Origin of the sequence: Nocardia sp. NRRL WC-3656, from assembly GCF_000720265.1 — a bacterium.
Classification (GTDB): domain Bacteria; phylum Actinomycetota; class Actinomycetes; order Mycobacteriales; family Mycobacteriaceae; genus Nocardia; species Nocardia nova.
The window spans coordinates 230,986-250,710 of sequence record NZ_JOJF01000017.1 but is presented as its reverse complement, the minus strand read 5'-3'; the positions used below and the strand labels follow the sequence as shown (position 1 = coordinate 250,710).

Annotated in this window: 17 protein-coding genes; 8 read left to right on the top strand and 9 right to left on the bottom strand. The window is 67.0% G+C overall.

Annotated elements, in window-relative coordinates:
• Positions 1 to 214: 214 nt before the first annotated feature.
• From IG65_RS0122285 to IG65_RS0122270, 4 genes are all read left to right on the top strand, one after another.
• A complete protein-coding gene (locus IG65_RS0122285) occupies positions 215 to 820 on the top strand; it encodes a TetR/AcrR family transcriptional regulator (protein ID WP_030516886.1) in 606 nt (201 codons plus the stop codon).
• A gap of 91 nt (positions 821 to 911) precedes the next feature.
• Positions 912 to 1,802 (top strand): RNA polymerase sigma-70 factor, encoded by an 891-nt coding sequence (locus tag IG65_RS0122280; protein WP_030516885.1) that lies wholly within the window; start codon positions 912 to 914, stop codon positions 1,800 to 1,802.
• Positions 1,803 to 1,876: 74 nt separating this feature from the next.
• Positions 1,877 to 2,881, top strand: a complete 1,005-nt coding sequence (locus IG65_RS0122275) for a methyltransferase (protein ID WP_030516884.1) — start codon at positions 1,877 to 1,879, stop codon at positions 2,879 to 2,881.
• 63 nt (positions 2,882 to 2,944) lie between these two features.
• Positions 2,945 to 3,280, top strand: coding sequence for a hypothetical protein (locus IG65_RS0122270; RefSeq protein WP_228796180.1), 336 nt, complete (start codon positions 2,945 to 2,947; stop codon positions 3,278 to 3,280).
• A gap of 15 nt (positions 3,281 to 3,295) precedes the next feature.
• Here the strand turns inward: IG65_RS0122270 and helR are convergent, their stop codons facing one another.
• The 3 genes from helR to IG65_RS0122255 all read right to left on the bottom strand — a co-directional run bounded on the left by helR (position 3,296) and on the right by IG65_RS0122255 (position 7,464).
• Positions 3,296 to 5,497 (bottom strand): RNA polymerase recycling motor ATPase HelR, encoded by a 2,202-nt coding sequence (gene helR / locus IG65_RS0122265; RefSeq protein ID WP_030516882.1) that lies wholly within the window; start codon positions 5,495 to 5,497, stop codon positions 3,296 to 3,298.
• 194 nt (positions 5,498 to 5,691) lie between these two features.
• Positions 5,692 to 7,119, bottom strand: coding sequence for a hypothetical protein (locus IG65_RS0122260; protein ID WP_156055720.1), 1,428 nt, complete (start codon positions 7,117 to 7,119; stop codon positions 5,692 to 5,694).
• Positions 7,120 to 7,254: 135 nt separating this feature from the next.
• The gene (locus IG65_RS0122255; protein WP_030516880.1) at positions 7,255 to 7,464 is read right to left on the bottom strand and encodes a DUF397 domain-containing protein; all 210 of its coding nucleotides are present in this window, start codon (positions 7,462 to 7,464) and stop codon (positions 7,255 to 7,257) included.
• A 397-nt stretch (positions 7,465 to 7,861) separates the two neighbouring features.
• On the opposite strand from IG65_RS0122255, the gene IG65_RS0122245 reads away from it, so the two are divergent.
• Both IG65_RS0122245 and gluQRS read left to right on the top strand, forming a co-directional pair.
• Positions 7,862 to 8,332 carry a DUF309 domain-containing protein gene (locus IG65_RS0122245; RefSeq protein ID WP_156055724.1) on the top strand — a complete coding sequence of 157 codons (471 nt, stop codon included), beginning with the start codon at positions 7,862 to 7,864 and terminating at the stop codon, positions 8,330 to 8,332.
• Complete coding sequence (gluQRS, locus tag IG65_RS0122240) at positions 8,329 to 9,249, top strand: tRNA glutamyl-Q(34) synthetase GluQRS (RefSeq protein ID WP_030516878.1); 921 nt, start codon at positions 8,329 to 8,331, stop codon at positions 9,247 to 9,249. Before IG65_RS0122245 ends, gluQRS begins: the two co-directional genes overlap by 4 nt.
• 53 nt (positions 9,250 to 9,302) lie before the next feature.
• Here the strand turns inward: gluQRS and IG65_RS0122235 are convergent, their stop codons facing one another.
• Positions 9,303 to 9,839: a DUF4190 domain-containing protein gene (locus tag IG65_RS0122235; RefSeq protein ID WP_030516877.1), complete on the bottom strand. Its 537-nt coding sequence runs from the start codon at positions 9,837 to 9,839 to the stop codon at positions 9,303 to 9,305.
• 49 nt (positions 9,840 to 9,888) lie between these two features.
• On the opposite strand from IG65_RS0122235, the gene IG65_RS0122230 reads away from it, so the two are divergent.
• Positions 9,889 to 10,662: a queuosine precursor transporter gene (locus IG65_RS0122230; protein ID WP_030516876.1), complete on the top strand. Its 774-nt coding sequence runs from the start codon at positions 9,889 to 9,891 to the stop codon at positions 10,660 to 10,662.
• A 33-nt stretch (positions 10,663 to 10,695) separates the two neighbouring features.
• On the opposite strand, the gene tgt is transcribed toward IG65_RS0122230, so the two are convergent.
• The 5 genes from tgt to IG65_RS0122205 all read right to left on the bottom strand — a co-directional run bounded on the left by tgt (position 10,696) and on the right by IG65_RS0122205 (position 16,923).
• A complete protein-coding gene (tgt, locus tag IG65_RS0122225) occupies positions 10,696 to 11,940 on the bottom strand; it encodes a tRNA guanosine(34) transglycosylase Tgt (protein ID WP_030516875.1) in 1,245 nt (414 codons plus the stop codon).
• Positions 11,941 to 11,973: 33 nt separating this feature from the next.
• Complete coding sequence (locus IG65_RS0122220) at positions 11,974 to 13,920, bottom strand: ABC transporter ATP-binding protein (protein WP_036525382.1); 1,947 nt, start codon at positions 13,918 to 13,920, stop codon at positions 11,974 to 11,976.
• A gap of 70 nt (positions 13,921 to 13,990) precedes the next feature.
• Positions 13,991 to 15,727, bottom strand: a complete 1,737-nt coding sequence (locus IG65_RS0122215; RefSeq protein ID WP_030516873.1) for an ABC transporter ATP-binding protein — start codon at positions 15,725 to 15,727, stop codon at positions 13,991 to 13,993.
• Between the two features lie 114 nt (positions 15,728 to 15,841).
• Positions 15,842 to 16,327 (bottom strand): Rrf2 family transcriptional regulator, encoded by a 486-nt coding sequence (locus tag IG65_RS0122210; protein ID WP_030516872.1) that lies wholly within the window; start codon positions 16,325 to 16,327, stop codon positions 15,842 to 15,844.
• A complete protein-coding gene (locus IG65_RS0122205; RefSeq protein ID WP_030516871.1) occupies positions 16,327 to 16,923 on the bottom strand; it encodes a TetR/AcrR family transcriptional regulator in 597 nt (198 codons plus the stop codon). The genes IG65_RS0122210 and IG65_RS0122205 overlap by 1 nt, the downstream gene beginning before the upstream one ends.
• 206 nt (positions 16,924 to 17,129) lie before the next feature.
• On the opposite strand from IG65_RS0122205, the gene IG65_RS0122200 reads away from it, so the two are divergent.
• Positions 17,130 to 19,502 (top strand): MMPL family transporter, encoded by a 2,373-nt coding sequence (locus tag IG65_RS0122200; protein WP_030516870.1) that lies wholly within the window; start codon positions 17,130 to 17,132, stop codon positions 19,500 to 19,502.
• Positions 19,503 to 19,725: the final 223 nt, after the last annotated feature.

Here is a 19,725-nt window from a genome sequence, read left to right as displayed (position 1 = left end):
CCGCGACCACAAGACCTACCAGCCCGCCCCCGCAACCTGACCCCATCAGCAAACCCGGAAATCACCAGTAGGACTTGACAACCTCATTGAGATTCCTTCTCTCCGGTAGTTCCGGTCGACCATACAGTTGGTTCCATATGTATGGTCAAGAGCCGGGCTGCCCTCTCGGCAGGATCGGTACCGTCGACGCTTCGAGGAAGGGATTGGGCATTCGGTGCGCACGCATGGCTGGGCGGGGGCGACGCCCGCGGACGACGAGGAAGCCGTCGCACGGATTCTCGCCGCCGCCCGCACCGCGATCGACCGGTCCGGCAGCGATATCAGCATCGCCGAGGTCGCCCGGGACCTCGGCGTCACCCGGCAGACGGTGTACCGCTACTTTCCCAGTGCCGAGAGCCTGCTGACCGCGACCGCCGTCGCGCAGACCGGGCAGTTCCTCGACGTTCTGGCCGAACATCTGAGCGGGATCCGCGACCCCGCCACGGCGGTGGTCGAGGGCATCGCCTACACCCTCGAGCGGCTGCCGCACGAGCGGTACCTCAACCTACTGCTCACTCCGGGGCGGGCCGGGGCCTTCTCCGCCGGCGTAACCTCCGACACCGCACTGGCATTCGGACGCTCGATCCTGCAACGCTTCGCCGTCGACTGGACCGCGGCCGGATTGTCCGGCGCCGATCTGGATGAACTCGTCGAACATATGCTTCGCATCGTGCAATCGTTCGTCGTCGATCCGGGCCGTCCGCCCCGGCACGGCCCGGAACTGCGCCGCTATCTCACGGCGTGGGTCGCCCCGGCCATCGCCGCGAGATCACCGTCGTAGTGACGCGTATCACTTACAGGAGGTGTCACACGGCGGGTCCGGCGAACGTCTCGTGTGTGCCGGAGTCGAGACAGCACGGACAGGAGCCCCCATGAGCGAGCGCATCGACGGCGCCACCGAAGCGTTCGTCACCCATCGCAATCTGCTGTTCACGGTTGCCTACGAGATGCTCGGTTCGGCGGCCGACGCCGAGGACGTGCTGCAGGAGACCTGGTTGCGTTGGGTGGACGTCGACCTCGACGACATCCGCGATCAGCGCGCCTACCTGGTCCGGATCGTCACCCGCCAGGCGCTGACCCGGCTCCGCACACTCGGGCGCCGCAAGGAGTCCTACGTCGGTCCGTGGCTGCCGGAACCGCTGCTGACCGCGCCCGATGTGGCCGAGGACGTCGAACTCGCCGACAGCGTGTCGATGGCGATGCTCCTGGTGCTGGAAACGCTCGCACCGACGGAACGAGCGGTGTTCGTGCTGCGCGAGGTGTTCGACCTGAGCTACGACGAGATCGCCGCGGCCGTCGACAAGACGCCCGCCGCGGTACGCCAGATCGCCCATCGCGCACGGGCTCACGTCGCCGCGCGCCGACCCCGCGGCGTGGTGTCCGCCGACGAATCCCGCCGCGCCGTCGAAGCCTTCCAGCACGCCATCGAAACCGGCGACCTGCAGCATCTGGTCGACATGCTGGCTCCCGACGTGGTGCTGCTCGGCGACGGCGGGGGTGTGGTCCAGGCGGTCCTGCGGCCGATCGCGGGCGCCGACCGGGTCGCCCGCGCCCTGCGTACCGGCCTGCCCCGACTGCGCACCGAGGCAATCGTCGAGGCGGTCCAGATCAACGGCTGCCCCGCACTGATCGTCCGGATCGACGGACGAATCGACGACGTGGTGGCAATGCGCCTCGACGACGGCCTGATCACCGGCCTCTACGTGGTCCGTAACCCGGAGAAACTCTCCCGCGTCGAACAGCAGACCACCGTCAGCCGCTGAACGACGAGGCTCACAACCACTGCGCCACAACGAAATTCGATGGCCGTCGGGAGTCTGCCGGATAGTCTGGGCCGGTGAATTCGCCGGAGCAACCCGCCTCGATCCTCGCCCTGGCCGATCTGGCCACACCGATGGCCGTCCGCGTGGCCGCGACGCTGCGGCTGGTGGACCACGCGAGCAGCGCGGGCGCGACCGCCGAAGAACTGGCGGCACGCACCGGAACCTCGGCTCCCGCGCTCCGTCGACTGCTCGACCATCTGGTCACCGTCGGCGTCTTCGACGACGAAGCGGCATCCGGCCGCTACCGGCCCACGAGCCTCGGCAACCAGATGAGCACGGACTCCCCCGACCCGTTCCCGCTGTTGCTGCTCGATATCGGCAGCGCCGGCGGGCGCGCCGAACTGGCCTTCGTGGAACTGCTGAGCACGATCACTTCCGGCCGGCCCGCCTATCCGAGCCGGTACGGACGTGATTTCTGGGCCGATCTGGAAGCCGAGCCCGCGCTGCGCACGTCCTTCGACGCCCAGATGAATTGCCGCTTCCGGGTTTACGCGGACCAGATCGCGGCGCGGTTCGACTGGAGTCGCTTCCCCGACGTTCTCGACGTCGGCGGCGGCGACGGCACCCTACTGACGGCGATCCTCCGCGCGCATCCCGGCGTGCGCGGACGAGTGCTGGACCTGGCGCCGACGGCCGCCGCTGCCACCGAGCGATTCACGGCGACCGGCCCGAGGGAGCGCGCGTCCGCCGTTGCGGGCAGCTTCTTCGATCCGCTCCCCACCGGTGCCGATGCCTACCTTCTGTCCGACATCCTGCACGACTGGGACGACGAGCTCGCCGCAGCCATCCTCGCCGAATGCGCCCGCGCCGCAGGGGCTTACGGGGCGGTTGTGGTGATCGAGCCGATTCGGGGGCGGGGGGCCGATACGGCGATCGACCTGTTCATGTCGATGTGCTTCGGCGGGCGGGAGCGGACGGTGACCGAGTTGGGGGCGCTGGGTGAGACATGCGGTCTGATGCTGCGTGCCGTGAGGCCGGTGGCGGACGGGCGGACCGCACTGGAGTTCCGGAGTCGGTGACACTGCGACGCGGCCGGCGAATCCGCGAGCTATTTGTCGGCGCTTCGGTTTATGATCGAACACATGTTCGAACATTGGCCGGAGAAGGGAGAGTTCGCACTGCATCGGGTGGTGGTTCCGCCGATGCCGGTGCTGGTGGACGTGGCTGCCGCTATCCCCACGTATCCACGGATGGTCGATCACGAAGCGGTGGCGGGGCAGGTGCGGGCGGGCGGGCTCGAGATCACCGGGCGAATTCCGGGGCGACTGCACGCCTGGGCGCGGGCGGCGGACGGAACGTGGCTGGGGCTGGTGGAATTCGAGTTGCGCACCGGGAACGGGCGCAGTCGGCTGCCGGTGACCCAATGGTGTCCGGCACATGCGTTGATCATGCGCGGCGGGTGCGGGCCGCCGGATTAGCGGCCCGCCACATCGCTACGCGGAGCGGCGATTTCCGGCCGCCGCGGGCTCGGCGACCGGGACCAGACCGGTGAGTGCCGCGGGCAGCGGGGCTCGGTGCAGAACTCCGAGGCGCTGAGTGGCGCGGGTGAGGGCCACGTAGAGTTCGGCCGCGCCACGCGGCCCGTCGGCGAGGATGCGCTCCGGTTCGACGACGAGTACGGCATCGAACTCGAGGCCCTTCGTCTCCGATGCCGCAACCGTGCCGGGCACGCCGGGCGGGCCGATTACGACGGCGGTGCCCTCGCGCCCCTCCTCGTCGCGAACGAAATCCGCGATGGCGGAGGTCAATTCGCTCTCGTCGACTCGGCGCGACCACGGCCGCACGCCACAGGCGCGCACCGACTCGGGTGGCCGCACACCCGGCGCGAATTCGGCGAGCACCGCCGCCGCGACCGCCATGATCTCGGCCGGCGTACGGTAGTTCACCGTCAGGGAGCGGTAGCGCCACCGGCCGGGAACATAGGGCTCGAGCATGGCGTCCCACGACGTCGCGCCGGCGGTCGAACGACGCTGGGCGAGGTCGCCGACCACGGTGAAGGAGCGGCCCGGACACCGCCGCATCAGCACCCGCCAGTCCATCTCGGAGAGCTCCTGCGCCTCGTCGACCACGATGTGGCGATAGGTCCAATCCCGGTCGGCGGCGGCACGTTCGGCCAGATCACGGGTATCGCGATCGGTGAATCGGTCGGCGAGGTCCTCGGCGTAGAGCAGGTCGGTGGCGAAGAGGTGGTCCTCGTCGTCCATCGAATCCTCGCGGCCGGTCATGAGCTCCAAAACGCCTGCGGCATATCGGGCTTCGGCCGCACGTTCGCGTTCCGCGGTGTCGTCCGCCGGCTTCTCCCGGCCCAGCAGATCGACCAGTTCGTCGAGCAGCGGTACGTCCGACACCGTCCACGCGGCGCCATCGGCACGCCCGAGGGCCGGGTCGGCGCCTGCCGCTCGCAACCGCTCGGACGACGAATACAGCTCGGCCAGTATCTTTTCCGGGGTGAGCACCGGCCAGAGCTGGTCGAGCGCGGCAGCGAACTGCTCACTCTCGGCGAGCTCGGCGACGAGGTCGGCGCGCAGGTTCTCCCACGCCTCCCGGTCGTCGCGGGTGATCCAGCCCTTGCCGATCCGCGCGATCGCGCGCTCGGTGATCACGTAGGTGACGATCTCGCGGAACACCGCACGCGCCTCGTTGTGCGGCAGACCGCTGGTGCGCGCCTCCTCGCGCGCCCATTCCGCGGTCGCCGCATCGATGCGCGCGGTGACATCGGTCAATTCGATGGTCAGCGGTTCCGCCGGCAAGCACTGCCGGTCCGCGACCGCGGCGGCGAGCACATCCAGCATGCGCAGCGAACCCTTGATGCGCACCGCATCCGGAGTGTCCTCGGCGGTCACGTGCAGGCCCGGCACCAGATCGCCCGTGGTGGTGAAGACGACGTTGGTTTCGCCGAGCGACGGCAGCACGCGGTCGATATGACGCAGAAAGGCCGGATTGGGTCCGACCACGAGAACGCCGTGGCGCTCCATCTGCTCGCGCTGGGTGTAGAGCAGATAGGCGACGCGATGCAGCGCCACCACCGTCTTGCCGGTACCGGGTCCGCCCTCGATCACCAGCACGCCGGGATGATCGAGCCGGATGATCTCGTCCTGTTCGGCCTGGATGGTGGCCACGATGTCGCGCATGCCCTCGCCACGAGGCGCGTCGACGGCCGCGAGCAGCGCCGCATCCCCGCGTTCCCCGGCGCCCGGACGGCCGAAGATCTCGTCGGTGTAGTCGACGACGCGGCGGCCGCGGGAATGGAACTGCCGGCGCCGCCGCATCCGCTCCGGGCTGGCGGCGGTGGCGGTGTAGAAGGCCCGTGCCGCCGGAGCCCGCCAGTCCAGCAGCAACGGCTCGAAGTCGTTGCTCCGCTCGAACAGCCCGATCCGGCCGATATAGGACCGCTCCCCGGAATCGCTGTCCAATCGGCCGAAACACAGGCCGTTGTCGGCCACGTCCAAGCGCTTCACCTCACGCGCCAGCGTGCGCACCTCCGCATCGCGGTCCACCAGCGCACCGCCGTTGCCGCGCAACGCCGCGCTGTAGCGGCCCTTCGCCTCGGCGCGCTCGCCGTCGAGGCGTGCGTAGAGCCCGGACACGTAGTCCTGTTCGGCCCGCAACTCGTCCTGATACCCCGGTTCCGACATGTGTCCCTCATTTCCCTGGCTCGACATGGTTCATGTGGACACCCGTGTCCGTCTCGGCCGCTGCGCGTCTCCTCCCGTTTTCGCAGGTACACGGCCTCGGCGGGCCATTGTGCGGCACGACCGGGGCCTTGCCGCAAGCCCCCCACTCCGCTATATATTGAATATGGAAAGAGGTGCACCAGCCTCTTCCGCGATCAGTCGGCGGTCAGCCGCGCACCGACCTCACCCACCGCGCCACGCAAGAGGCGGGCGTACTCGTCCACATCCACCACCTGGGGATCGGCGTGGACCGACAGGGTCACCGTCGTTCCGAGTCCGTGCAGGCCGTGGGTCAGATGCATCACCGCGCCGAGGGCGGGGAAACCGGCGGTGAAGCGGACCGCGCCGCCGGCGATCGACAGATCCGCCTCGCCGCGGTGGACGCTGGAGAGCACGGTGTGGCCCGAGATCCGGTCGGGAACCAGATCCAAGGGATAGCCGGCGATATCGCGACGGAGAACCGGGGCCGGGATCGCGTCGGTGACGCGGTCACGCGCGGACTGCAGCGGATGGGTGGCGCGGATCCGTCGTTCGGCCAGCGCCGCGGCGATGCGGCGCGCCCGCAGCCGCAGGTCCGGTTCCGCGACGCACAGATCGACACCGAGGTCACGATAGTTGTTGTGCGGGACAGCTTTTCGATCGGTCACCACAGGCAGGGCCATCGAGACCTGCGCGCCCAACGGGTCGGCGGATTCGCCGTGGGCGGCAAGATATCGGCTCATCGCGACGGAGATCGCGGTCAGCGCGACGACCGTGACCGTATAGCCGGGAACGTGCAGGCTCTCCCCCGCGATCACGCGGACGGCCCGATGCTCCGGCGCCGGCGGGCGGTTCAGCCGGGTCGGCGCGAAATTCGGTGCCGCGGGGGGAATCTCACCCGCCTCGGCGAGGCTGTTCAATTCCCTGTCCGCACGTGCCGCGACGAATCCGCGCCGCACCGTTCGGGCCACGCCGGGCAGGAACGAAAGAAGCGCCAGGGCTTCGACCGCAAGGGTTTCCACAGATGACGCGAACCGGGCTCGCGCCCCGCGGCCGTGATGCCGATGGACCATCGCGCCGGTGGACGATCCGACGCGATCCGAACCGTCACCCGGTTCGGCGACCCCGCGAGCTGCCGCGTCCAAGCCCCGCAACAACTCGCGCGCGATATGCGCGGCCCGTTTTCCGTCCGCCAGCGCATGCGAAAGCTGAAGCACCACAACGAGTGCGGGCCCCGATGCGCCCGGCGCGTCCCGGACACCGCGATACAGATGGATCCGCCAGATGTATCGCCGCGCCGGTACCGAGTGCGCCAGAATCACCCCCAGCGATGCTTCCACAGTCGTCCACAGCGGCTCCTCGGACGTGTGGACGACGACCTGCGCCTCGTCGAAATCCGCAGGCTCCCAGGCCGGATAAGCGAAACGGTGCTCCCGGATACGGACGTTCAACTCCGGGATTTCGGCGCTGCGCGCGATCACCGCCGCCCGCAGCGCGTCGGCGGACCATCCGGCGTCGTCGAAGCAGTAGAGCAGGAACAGGTCGTTGCAGGCCCGGCGCGACAACCAGAACCTGGTGGCATCCTGCGGTGTCAGTAGATCCACCCGCCGACGATATCCACAACCGTCCACATATCCCGCACCCACCGAGATCCATCGGCACCCGGGATCGGCCGCATCGACCAGCACAACAAGGCCCCGAGTCGCGTCGACTCGGGGCCCATCACCTGATCGCCGGGGTCAGGCGGGACCTAACTTCCCGTCGGTCACGCCCGAGACGAACGCATCCCACTCGCCGGGTGTGAAAGCCAGAATCGGCCCGCTGCCGCAGTCTTTGGTATCGCGAACCCCGACATTGCCGTCACTCAGAAAAGCGACCTCGACACAGTTTCCGTCGGGGCCGCTGTATTTACTCTTGCGCCACACCGCACCGGTCGAATCAACCTTCACCTCAACCTCTCCTTTACAACCGTAGATAACGCGACAATCATGCTTCCATCGTCGCCGGACCCGGGTTTCTCGAGACCCGACGGCTCCACGATGCGCCTGGTCATAGCGCACGAACTACTCGATGAACGGAATGGGCCACGAGGTACGCACCGCCATGGTGCGCGCTCGCGTTGACCCCGGGAGAGCACCCTAGCAGCACCCACAATCCATGTCCCGCATCTTTTCACTTTCAACCACTCGAATTGCGATAAATAATTCCCGTTCACTAATAGCGAGGAAATTGCCAAATGACAGGAGAATGATCCGCTAAACAAAACCGGGCCGCGAAATTCGCTCGGGCACGGCCGCACTACGCCCCGGATAAACCGTGCGGTTGCTCGGTATGGATCATGGAGTAGTGGTGGAACGAGATCGCGACGATGCCGGACACGCCCGAAATGCCCGTCCTCGAGACCGGTTCGGGCGACCACTACCGCCCGGTAGCGTCGGCGTCGCCCGGATTCCGGATGATCTCGACCTCCCACCGGACGAAACCCTGGACTATGCCCAGCGCCTCCTGAACGAGGGACTGGCCTTCAACGCACACGAGGTGCTGGAGGCCGCATGGAAGAACGGACCGTTCGCGGAAAGGATGCTGTGGCAGGGGCTGGCGCAGTACGCCGTCGGCATCACCCACATCCAGCGCGGTAATCCGAAGGGTGCCCGCACCCTGCTCGAGCGGGCGATCGGCCGGTTGTCGGCCACGCCGTCGCCCCCGTACGGCATCGATTCGACCGGGCTCGTCGCACATGCCGAGGGTCTGCTGGCGGATCTGGATGCCGGCCGCGAGATTCCGGAGGACGCGCTGTGCCCCCGGCTGCGCGGATGATCCCGCATACCGCCGGGGCGGGTCGCTTCGCCCCCAGCCCCTCCGGTGACCTGCACCTGGGCAATCTCCGCACCGCCCTGCTGGCGTGGTTGTTCGCCCGCAGCACCGCACGCAATTTCCGGCTGCGGATCGAGGACCTGGACCGGGTGCGGCCGGGCGCGGAGCAGCGTCAGCTCGAGGATTTGGCCGCGGTCGGGCTGGACTGGGACGGCCAGGTGGTCCGGCAATCGGATCGCACCCCGCAGTATGCGGCAGCGATCGAGCGGCTCGGCGCGGCCGGCATGACCTACGAGTGTTATTGCACGCGAAAGGAGATTCAGAAGGCCGTCTCCGCACCGCACGGCCCGATGGGCGCCTATCCGGGGACCTGCCGCGACCTGAGCGAGGCGCGGCGGGCGGCCAAGCGCGCCGAGGGTCGCCCCGCCGCACTGCGCCTGCGCTCGCAGACCACGGAATTCGAGATCGTCGACGAAATCCACGGCCGGTATCGCGGGCTGGTCGACGATTTCGTGCTGCGTCGCGGCGACGGAACGGCGGCCTACAACCTCGCGGTTGTGGTGGACGATGCGGCCCAGGGCTTCGACCAGGTCGTTCGCGGTGACGATCTGCTGCCTTCGACACCGCGGCAGGCCTATCTGGCCACGGTCCTCGGACTCGCCGTACCCTCCTACGCGCACGTCCCGCTGGTGCTCAACACCGAGGGCGCGCGGCTGGCCAAGCGCGACGGTGCCGTAACCCTGCGCGACAGAACCGCTCTCGGCGAGACGCCGCGTCAGGTTTTCACCTTGCTCGCGGCCTCGCTCGGCCTGCGGGGCGAGACACCGCGCGCGCTACTGGATCAGTTCACTCCGGCGACGGTGCCGCACGAACCGTGGATTCTGGACCCCGAACATCCGGATCCGCTGCGCCACAGCTGATCCGGCGACGGTGCGTCCGGCGATCCGGACGCACTGCTGCTCCGGTCCGGCTCCTACCAGTTCGCGGCCGCGACGTTGACGATCACCCACACGATGGTGAGCACGATGCCGACGGCACCGACCCAGATTCCGCCGAGCGCCATACCGCGGCCTTGACCGCCGCGCTCCTTGATCTGGTTCAGCGCGATCACACCCAGGATGATCCCGACGATCGATCCGATACAGGTGCACAGTCCCAGGATCGACGCGATCAGCGAACCGATCGCCAGTCCGTTGGTGCCCTGTTGCGGCGCCGCGTAGCCGTAGGGCTGATACGGCGTCGCGGCCGGATAGCCGTAGCCGGGCTGACCGTAGGGCTGCTGCTGCGGATAGCTCGGGTAGGACTGCTGCTGTTGCGGCGGCGGGGTCGGCTGCTGGTAGGGAGACGACTGCTGATGCGGGGCCGAGGAGTATCCGGCCTGCGGATTGGGCGGCGGGGTGGGCTGCTGCGGCGGAGTCGGCGGAACCGACTGGTGGCCGCCCGAATCGGACGAGACACCTTCGCCGCCGTACTGTTTCCACCATTCGTCGGAATCGCCGGGATTCGTCATCGGTCCAGCCTATTCCACCGGGCCGGGTTGCCGGTATCGTGCACAGGTCGTGAGTGAGACACAAGAAACGACACCGACCGGGGAGTCTGGACGCCCCGCGGTCGAACACGCAGCATTCGCGCAGGCCGCGGGGGGTCCCTTCACGCTGATCGTGACCTTGTTCACGGCGACGCTGATGATTTCCAACATCTGCGCGACCAAGGGCGTGCAGTTCTTCACCGGCCACGAGGTGTCCCTCGGACCCATCGAAATCCTGCCGATCACCACCGACGGAGCATTTTTCCTGTTCCCCCTCGCCTATGTGATCGGCGACGTGCTGAGCGAGGTGTACGGCTTCAAGGCCGCCCGACGCACCATCTACTACGGCTTCGGCATGCTGATCCTGATGGTGGTCTGCTTCTGGATCGCGATCGGCCTGCCGGCGGCCGGGTTCTACGACAATCAGGACGCGTTCCGCACCGTCGCCGGGACCACGCCGCAACTCGTCGCGGCCGGGCTCGCCGGTTATGTGGTGGGCCAGTTCCTGAACTCGATGACGCTGGTGCTGATCAAGGAGCGCACCAAGGAGAAGCATCTGTGGGCGCGGCTGCTGGGCTCGACCGTCGCCGGTGAATTCGGCGACACGCTGGTGTTCTGCTCGATCGCGGCGACGGCCATCGGGATCAACACGTGGGGCGCGTTCATCAACTATGTGATCGTCGGCTTCGTGTGGAAGACCCTGTGCGAGGTGCTGATCATGCCGATCAGCTACCGCTGCATCGCCTATCTGAAGAAGCACGAACCCAGCTACGCACCGCTGGACAAGCCGGCGCTCTACAGCTGACGCGGAACCGGGCGCGAGGCGGGGCCGTTCCGTTCAGTCGAAGCGGATCCGGCCCTGCCACCGTCCCAGGAACTCCGCCTTGAAGTCGTCGTAGTAGCCGCCCTCGATGCTCGCGCGGATGTCGTCCACGAGCCGAATCGTGAAGCGCTCGTTGTGAATCGTGCACAGCGTCGCGGCGAGCATTTCCTTCGCCTTGAACAGGTGATGGATGTAGGCACGGGTGTAGTGAGCGCAGGTGTAGCAGTCGCAGGTGTCGTCGATCGGGGTGAAATCGCGGCGGAACCGGCTGGTGTTGATGTTGAACCGGCCGGCCGCCACATAGATCGCGGCATTGCGCGCGACGCGGGACGGATTGACGCAGTCGAAGGTGTCGGCGCCGTTCTCGATCGCCACGAAGAAGTCCTCGGGTTCGCTGATACCCAGCAGATGCCGCGGTTTCTCCGCCGGCAGTTCGTCGCAGCACCAGCCCACGATGGTGCCGAGATTGGCCTTCTCCAGCGCGCCGCCGATGCCGTAACCGTCGAAACCCGTTCCGCCGCTTCCCCGCATCGCGTCCAGATCGCGGCAGGCCTTGCGGCGCAGGTCTTCGTACTGCGCACCCTGGATCACCGCGAACAGCGCCTGATACGGCCGGTGCGCGCGTTCGGCGGTGAGCCGCTCGTGTTCGTCGATGCAGCGCTGCGCCCACTCGTGCGTGCGGCGCAGCGATTTCTCCTGATATCCGCGGGTGTTGAACAGCGTGGTCAGTTCGTCGAAGGCGAACATGATGTCGGCGCCGAGGCGGTGCTGGATCCCCATCGACACCTCGGGGGTGAACCGATGGCTGGATCCGTCCAGATGGGAGCGGAAGGTGACGCCGTCGTCGTCGACCACGGCCAGCCGCTCCTTACCCTTCGCGATCACCTCGTCGCTCTGCACGCCGACGGCCTCCATGGCCAGCACCTTCTTGAAGCCGACGCCGAGCGACATCACCTGGAAGCCGCCGCTGTCGGTGAAGGTGGGGCCCGGCCAGTTCATGAACCGGCTCAGGCCGCCCGCCTCGTCGACGATGTCGGATCCCGGCTGCAGATACAGGTGGTAGGCATTGGCGAGCAGGGCCTGCGCGCCGATCTCCGCCATCGCCTCCGGAAGTACCGCCTTGACCGTGGCCTTGGTGCCGACCGGGATGAACGCCGGAGTGGCGATCTGCCCGTGGGGCGTGGTGATCACACCGGTGCGGCCGTGCCGCCCCGGCAGCGACGTACCGACGGTGAAGGAGAACTGGTCGGGATCGGACACGCCGCTATCCTGCCAGGCCGGTGACCACGGCCCTCACACCACGTCCAGCGTCTCCTCGTCGACCAGATCCTGATCGACCGCCGCGCCGGTGAACTGCGCGTTGTAGAGGCGGAAGTAGGCGCCGCGGGCGGCCAGCAGCCGCTCGTGGGTGCCCTGCTCGACGATGTGGCCACCCTCCATCACCACGATCAGATCGGCATCGCGGATCGTCGAAAGACGGTGCGCGATAACGAAACTGGTGCGGTCACGGCGCAGCGCGGCCATCGCCTGCTGCACCAGCAACTCGGTGCGGGTGTCGACCGAACTGGTGGCCTCGTCGAGGATCAGGATGGTCGGCTTGGCCAGGAAGGCGCGGGCGATGGTGATCAGCTGCTTCTCACCGGCGCTGACTCCGGAGCCCTCCTCGTCGATCACCGTGTCGTAACCCAGCGGCAGCGAATGGACGAAGCGGTCCACGTAGGCGGCGCGGGCGGCCGCGAGGATCTCCTCTTCGCTCGCCTCCGGGTTGCCGTAGGCGATGTTCTCGCGGATCGTGCCGCCGAACAACCAGGTGTCCTGCAGCACCATGCCGATCCGCGAGCGCAGCCGGTCGCGGCCGATGCCGGTGATGTCGACCCCGTCGATGGTGATCGCGCCGGAATCCAGTTCGTAGAACCGCTCGAGCAGATTGACCAGCGTCGTCTTACCGGCACCCGTCGGACCCACGATGGCGACCACGTGGCCGGGCTCGGCGACCAGCGAGAGATCCTCGATCACCGGCTTGTCGGGCTCGTAGCGGAACGACACCGCGTCGAATTCGACCCGGCCGCGATCGATCGGGCGCGGATCCTCCTCGCGCGGATCGGGAACCTGCTCGTCGGCATCGAGGATTTCGAAGATCCGCTCGGCCGACGCGACGCCCGACTGCAGCAGATTGATCATCGAACCGATCTGGGTGAGCGGCTGGCTGAACTGGCGCGAGTACTGGATGAAGGCCTGCACCTCACCCAGCGACAGGCTGCCCGAGGCCACGCGCAGACCGCCGACCACGGCGATCAGCACGTAGTTCAGGTTTCCGATGAACATCATCACCGGCATGATCAGCCCGGAGATGAACTGCGCCTTGAAGCTGGCCTGGTAGAGCTTGTCGTTGCGCTTGTCGAATTCCACGCCGACCTCGCGGATGCGGCCGAACGCCGTGACCACCTCGTGGCCGGTGAAGGCCTCCTCGACCTGCGCGTTGACCAGGCCGGTGTACTTCCACTGATCGACGAAATGCGGTTTCGACCGCTTCGCGATCTGGGCCGTGACGACCACGGCGGCCGGGACCGTGAGCAGCGCGATCACCGCCAGCAACGGCGAGATCCAGAACATCATGATCAGGATGCCGATCACCGACAGCACCGACATGACCAGCTGGCTCATGGTCTGCTGCAGGCTCTGCGCCACATTGTCGACGTCGTTGGTCACGCGGGAGAGCACATCGCCGCGGGCGTTGGTGTCGAAATAGCTCAGCGGCAGCCGGTGGATCTTGTCCTCCACCTCGCTGCGCAGCCGCTGCACCGCGCGGTTGATCACCGTGGCCAGCAGATACGCCTGCAACCAGTTGAACAGCGCGGCCAGCACGTAGAGCACCAGAACCAGGGTCAGCACCTGACCCACCGCGCCGAAGTCGACGCCGTGGCCGGGGTTGATGTTCATCGAGGACATCATGTCCGCGAGCCGGTCCTGCCCCTGCGCACGCAGGGACGCCACCGCCTGATCCTTGGTCAGCCCCGCCGGCAACTGCTTGCTGACGACGCCGTCGAAGATGAGGTTGGTCGCCTTACCGAGGATCTGCGGCCCCAGGGTGTTCATGACGACCGAGGCGACGGCCAGCACCAGGATGGCCACGACGGCCGTCCGGTCCGGAGCCAGGCGGCGCAACAACCGCTTCAGCGTCGGGCCGAACGATCTCGCTTTCTGCCCGGGAGCACCCGGCATCGGCGCCCCGGGCCTCATCGCGCCGCCTCCTGTGTCTTGCGGGACACCCGCACCCGGGCGGCCCGATGAGCAGCTGCGCCAAGATAGCTCATCGCGCCGCCTCTTCCGGACTGAACTGCGATTCCACGATCTCCCGGTACTCCTCGCATTCGCGCAACAGCTGTTCGTGGGTGCCGAGGCCGACCATGGCACCGTCCTCGAGGACGACGATCTGGTCGGCGTCGCGGATGGTCGACACGCGCTGCGCCACGGTGATCACCGCGGATTCGCGCGTCTCCGGCCGCAGCGCGTCGCGCACCCGGGCGTCGGTGGCGACGTCGAGTGCGGAGAAGCAGTCGTCGAACAGATAGATCTTGGGCTTCTTCACCAGGGCGCGCGCGATGGCGAGCCGCTGCCGCTGGCCGCCCGAGACGGTGGTGCCACCCTGGGCGACCGGGGTCCGCAACCCTTCGGGCATGGCCCGCACGAACTCGGCGGCCTGCGCGATTTCCAGTGCGTGCCACAGCTGTTCGTCGGTCGCCTCGGGATCGCCGTAGCGCAGGTTCTCCGCGATGGTCCCGGAGAACAGATAGGCCTTCTGCGGCACCAGCCCGATCTGCGAGCGCAGCAGATCCATATCCACCTGCCGTACATCGGTGCCGCCGACCCGCACCACGCCGGAGGTGACGTCGATCAGCCGCGGAATCAGATTGATCAGCGTGGTCTTACCGGATCCGGTGGAACCGACGATCGCGGTGGTCTGCCCGGGCGAGACCCGGAAGCTGATATCGCGCAGCACCGGTTCCGCGGCGCCCGGAAACGCGAATTCGGCGCCGGCCAGCTCGACCGTCCCCGGATCGGTGGCGAAGGTTTGCGGCTGCACCGGCGGCACCACCGAGGAATCGGTTTCCAGCACCTCGGCGATGCGTTCGGCCGAGACCGCCGCGCGCGGCGCGATCATCGCCAGGAAGGACGCCATCATGACGGCCATCAGGATCTGCATGATGTAGGACAGCAGCGCGGTCAGCGAGCCGATCTGCATGGTGCCGGAATCGATGGCGTGCCCGCCGAACCAGATCACCGCGACCGTGGTCACGTTGCTGATCAGCATCACGGCCGGGAACATCAGCGCGGCCAACCGGCCCACGAACAGCGAGGCCGAGGTCAGCTCGTCGTTGGCCACGCCGAAACGCTGCGACTCGTAGCGTTCGCGCACGAACGCCCGCACCACGCGGATACCGGTGATCTGCTCGCGCAGCACCCGGTTCACCGAGTCGATGCGCTCCTGCACGCGCCGGAATCCGGGCACCATCCGGGAGATGATCAGCGCCATCGTCAGGCCGAGCACCGGCACCGCGACCAGCAGGATCCAGGAGAGCCCGAGGTCCTGGCGCAGCGCCATCACGATGCCGCCGATGCACATGATCGGCGCCATCACCAGGATGGTCACGCTCATCACGACCAGCAGCTGCACCTGCTGCACATCGTTGGTGTTGCGGGTGATCAGCGACGGCGCGCCGAAGATGCCCACCTCACGGGCGGAGAAGGTGCCCACCCGGTGCAGCAGCGCCGCGCGCATTTCCCGCCCCGCACCCATCGCGGCCTGTGCGCCCAGATAGACCGAACTCGCCGAGGCGATGATCTGCACGCCCGACACCAGCAGCATCCACAGACCGGTGGTCCAGATGTAGCCGATATCACCCTTGGTGACGCCGTTGTCGATGATGTCGGCGTTCAGGCTGGGCAGATAGAGCATCGCGATGACGGAGATGAGCTGCAACACAACAACCCCCACCAACTGGGTGCGGTAGGGGGCGAGAAAGGCGCGCAGCAACCTGATCAACATGATGGGTGCAGGCTACCGTCATTCCGGGGCTGTGGCGGCAAGATTTTTCGCTCGGCGAAAGCCGGCCCGCACACTCGCGAAACCGGCTCGACCGGCACAGTCCTCACCTCCGGCCTAGGCGTCGACGCCGGGCGGGACGGGCGCGGGCCGCCGCGTCCAGGCACCGGGATCGGACACCAGGTCCGCGATGAAATCCGGCAGTTCGTCGGTGGCGATATCCGCGATCGAGACCTGCTCCAGCACCGCGCGGATATTGACCCGTAGGGCGATCCACACCCGCTGCAGCGGTTCGGCCACCCCCGAATACACCACGTCCTCGGGGCGCTGCCCGCGCACCGAGGCGAGCGGCCCCTCGACCGCGCGGATCACGTCGGCGATGCTGATCTCACCGGCCGCACGAGCCAGCCGGTACCCGCCGTCGGGGCCGCGCCGGCTGACCACCAGATCGGCCCGGCGCAGTTGCGCCGCAATGGATTCCAGAATCTTCGGGGAAATGTCCTGTGCCGTGGCGATCGTCTCCGCCTTCACCGAATTCGGTTGCACGCGAGCGATTTCCAACAGGATGCGGACCGCGTAGTCGATCCTCGCCGAGATATGCACTAGCGCTGTCCACCCGGTCCGTTCAGCACACCGAGAGCGGCCTCGATCAGGACCCGCTCGATCACCTCGTCACCGGCATCGGGCACGAGTTCGTTCGACCACAGCGCCGTGCCCAGCACCTCGAGGGCGGCGCTGGCACGCAATTGCGCCTCGTGCGAGGGGTCGGGTCCGGCCAGCCAGACACACAGTCGCCGGTGCATATCGAACATGTCCGGATGCCGATCTCCGATCGCGTTGAGGATGGCCACGGTGTCGCGCACGCACATCGCGCCCGCGGTGCGATGTCGTAACAGGGTCCGGAGCTGACGATTCAGCACCTCCCGAGCGCCCGCCGGGCTGTACGTCACACCGTCGAGTTCATCGACCACGAGCTTCATGTCGTCGAAGATCGGTTCGATGATCGCGAGCAGCAGATCGAGCTTGGACGCGTAGTGATAGTAGAGCGACGCCTTTGTGATTCCCACCGCATCCGCGACCTCGCGCAGGCTCGTCTGCTCGAAGCCCTTGTTCGAAAAAAGCCGGATCGCCGCCTCACGAATCGCGTCCTTGGTGCTCTGACCTGCGACAACGGTTCCTGAGGTACTTCGGGCGCTCATGCGATGATCCTCTCATCAACCGATCGAAGCGGAGGGCACGCCCCGAAAATCGAGGTTGTTCCTCCGCTTAGCGATTGGGTAGTCTACCTACCGCACGGTAGGCAGAAAGCGTCGATGGAGGCGGATCGCAGTGCGGCGTCCGCAGTAGTGCTGTCTACGGGGCCTGAACTCAGCACCGCAAATCAGCTATCGCTAGGAGATACCGCGTGTCCGTGTACCTCTATCGGTGGGGGAAGTTCGCCTTCCGCCGAAAATGGATCGTGCTACCGGTCTGGTTGCTGATCTTCGTGATCGTGGGCGCCGTCGGCGTCGGGCTGAAGAAGCAGAGCCAGGACGACTTCAACATGCCCAATCTGCCCTCGCAGAAGGCCACCGACATCCTGGACAGGGAATTTCCCGGACAATCGGCGGCCTTCAAATTCGACGCGGTGACCGGCACTTATGTCGCCGCGGCCACACACGGCAAGCTCACCGATCCGGACAATCACAAGGCGCTCACCGTGCTTGTCGAGAAGATCAACAACCTCGACATCGTCGACAAGTCCAAGATCAAGCAGGACCCGCAGAACCCTGGCGTCCTGACCGATCCGGTCGCCGCGACGACGGCGATCGGCTGCACCTCCGGTGATCGCACCGACCCGAACTTCGTCGCGAAATGTGGTCTGGCGCCGCTGAACGTGCTCGGCAAGAACAACAATGCCGATACCGTCGCCTACTTCAGCGTGCCGTTCAAGATCAAGTCGTTCTCCGATATCACCAAGGCCGATCGGGACCAGGCCTACAAGGTCGCCGACGAAGCGCGCGCGGCCGGACTGGACGTGGAGATCAGCGGCACCATCGCCACCGAGCAGGCGCCGCCGGGCGGACAGTCGGAAATGATCGGTTACGCCGTCGCCTTCATCGTGATGATGATCGCCTTCGGTGCGCTGATCGCGGCGTTCGTGCCGATTCTGACCGGCATCGTAGGTGTCGGCATGGCGTCCTCGCTGATCATGGCCGGCACCTCGATCGCCAACATCCCGAACTTCACCACCGTGCTGGCGGCGATGATCGGTATCGCGCTGTCGATCGACTACGCGCTGTTCATCGTCTCGCGCTACAAACATGAACTCGCCGTGCAGGATTCGCCGGAAGAGGCTGCGGGCGTCGCCATCGGCACTGCCGGTTCCGCGGTGGTCTTCGCCGGTATGACGGTCATCATCGCGCTGTGTGGTCTGAGCATCGTCGGCGTCAGCTTCCTCACCTGGATGGGTCTGGGTGGCGCGCTGGCCGCGCTGTTCGCGATCCTGGTCGCGCTGACCCTGCTGCCCGCGATGATGGGCGCTTTCGGCCGCTTCCTGTTCAAGCCGAAGCTGCCGCTGGTCGCGCGCACCGATACCGAGGACGACAACGCCGTCACCAACGGCAAGCGTTTCGCCCGGCTGATCGCCAAGGCGCCGTGGGTAACCCTCGGCGCGAGCGTGATCGTGCTCGGCCTGCTCGCCGCACCCGCGGTGAATCTGAGCCTCGGCCTCCCCGGTGAGGACAGCCAGCCCAAGACCACCACGGTTCGTAAGGCCTACGACCTGCGTACCGAAGGGTTCGGCGAGGGCAGCAACGGCACCCTGCTGGTGGTCGCGGATCTGACCAAGGTCAAGCCGGAGCAGCGTCAGGAGGCCGTCATGGCCCTGCACGACAAGCTGGCCGGCTACCAGGGCATGGACTTCGTGACCATGCCGTCGACGAACAAGCTCACGCCGCAGAAGACTCCGGACTATGTGAACAGCACCGGCGCCCAGTTGACCGCGGTACCCGATCACGGCCCGAACAACTCCGAAACCCAGGACCTGGTGAAACATGCCCGGGACGCGGAGTCGGACCTGCAAGCGAAATACGGCATGGAGTACGGCATCACCGGCTCGACCGCGATCTACGCCGATGTGTCCAACGCCCTGCTCGGCAAGATCGTCCCGTACATGACGATCGTGGCGATCGCGGCGTTCATCCTGCTGGTGCTGGTGTTCCGCTCGGTTCTGGTGCCGCTGACCGCCGCATTGGGATTCCTGTTGTCGATGGCGGCCACCTTCGGCGCCACGGTGCTGATCTTCCAGCAGGACAAACTCGGCCTGATCGGCGATCAGCATCCGATCGTGAGCTTCCTGCCGATCATGTTGATCGGCTTGGTATTCGGCCTCGCCATGGACTACCAGGTGTTCCTGGTGACCCGGATGCGAGAGGAATACGTGCACGGCAAATCCCCGAAGGAGGCCATGGTGTCCGGTTATCACCACGGCGCTCGCGTGGTCACCTCCGCGGCCATCATCATGATCTCCGTCTTCGGCGGATTCATGTTGGAGTCCGATGTGACCGCGAAGTCGATGGGCTTCGCACTGGCGGCCGGCGTGCTGTTCGACGCCTTCCTGGTCCGGATGGTGCTGATCCCGTCGCTGCTGGTGCTGCTGGGCGAATGGGCCTGGTGGATGCCGAGGTGGCTGGACCGGATCCTGCCCGATATCGATGTCGAGGGCACCAAGCTGCGCGAGCTGCAGCAGCGTGACCGCGACGCGGCGACCGTGAAGCAGCCGGTCCCGGTCGGCTGATCCGCGAACCACGGCACGGGCCCCCATCCGAACATCGGATGGGGGCCCGTGGCGTATCCGGCTTGATCTTGCAGCAACGAGCCAGCAGACTCGAACCCAATGCTCTCCAGCTCGGCCACTCGACGGACCGACCGGAACGGCGAGTGCACCGGCTACCGCACAGCTCGATCAGCGACCGGCCCCGGTTCGCAGTCATCGGCAATCGAGGCCAGCGACCACTAGG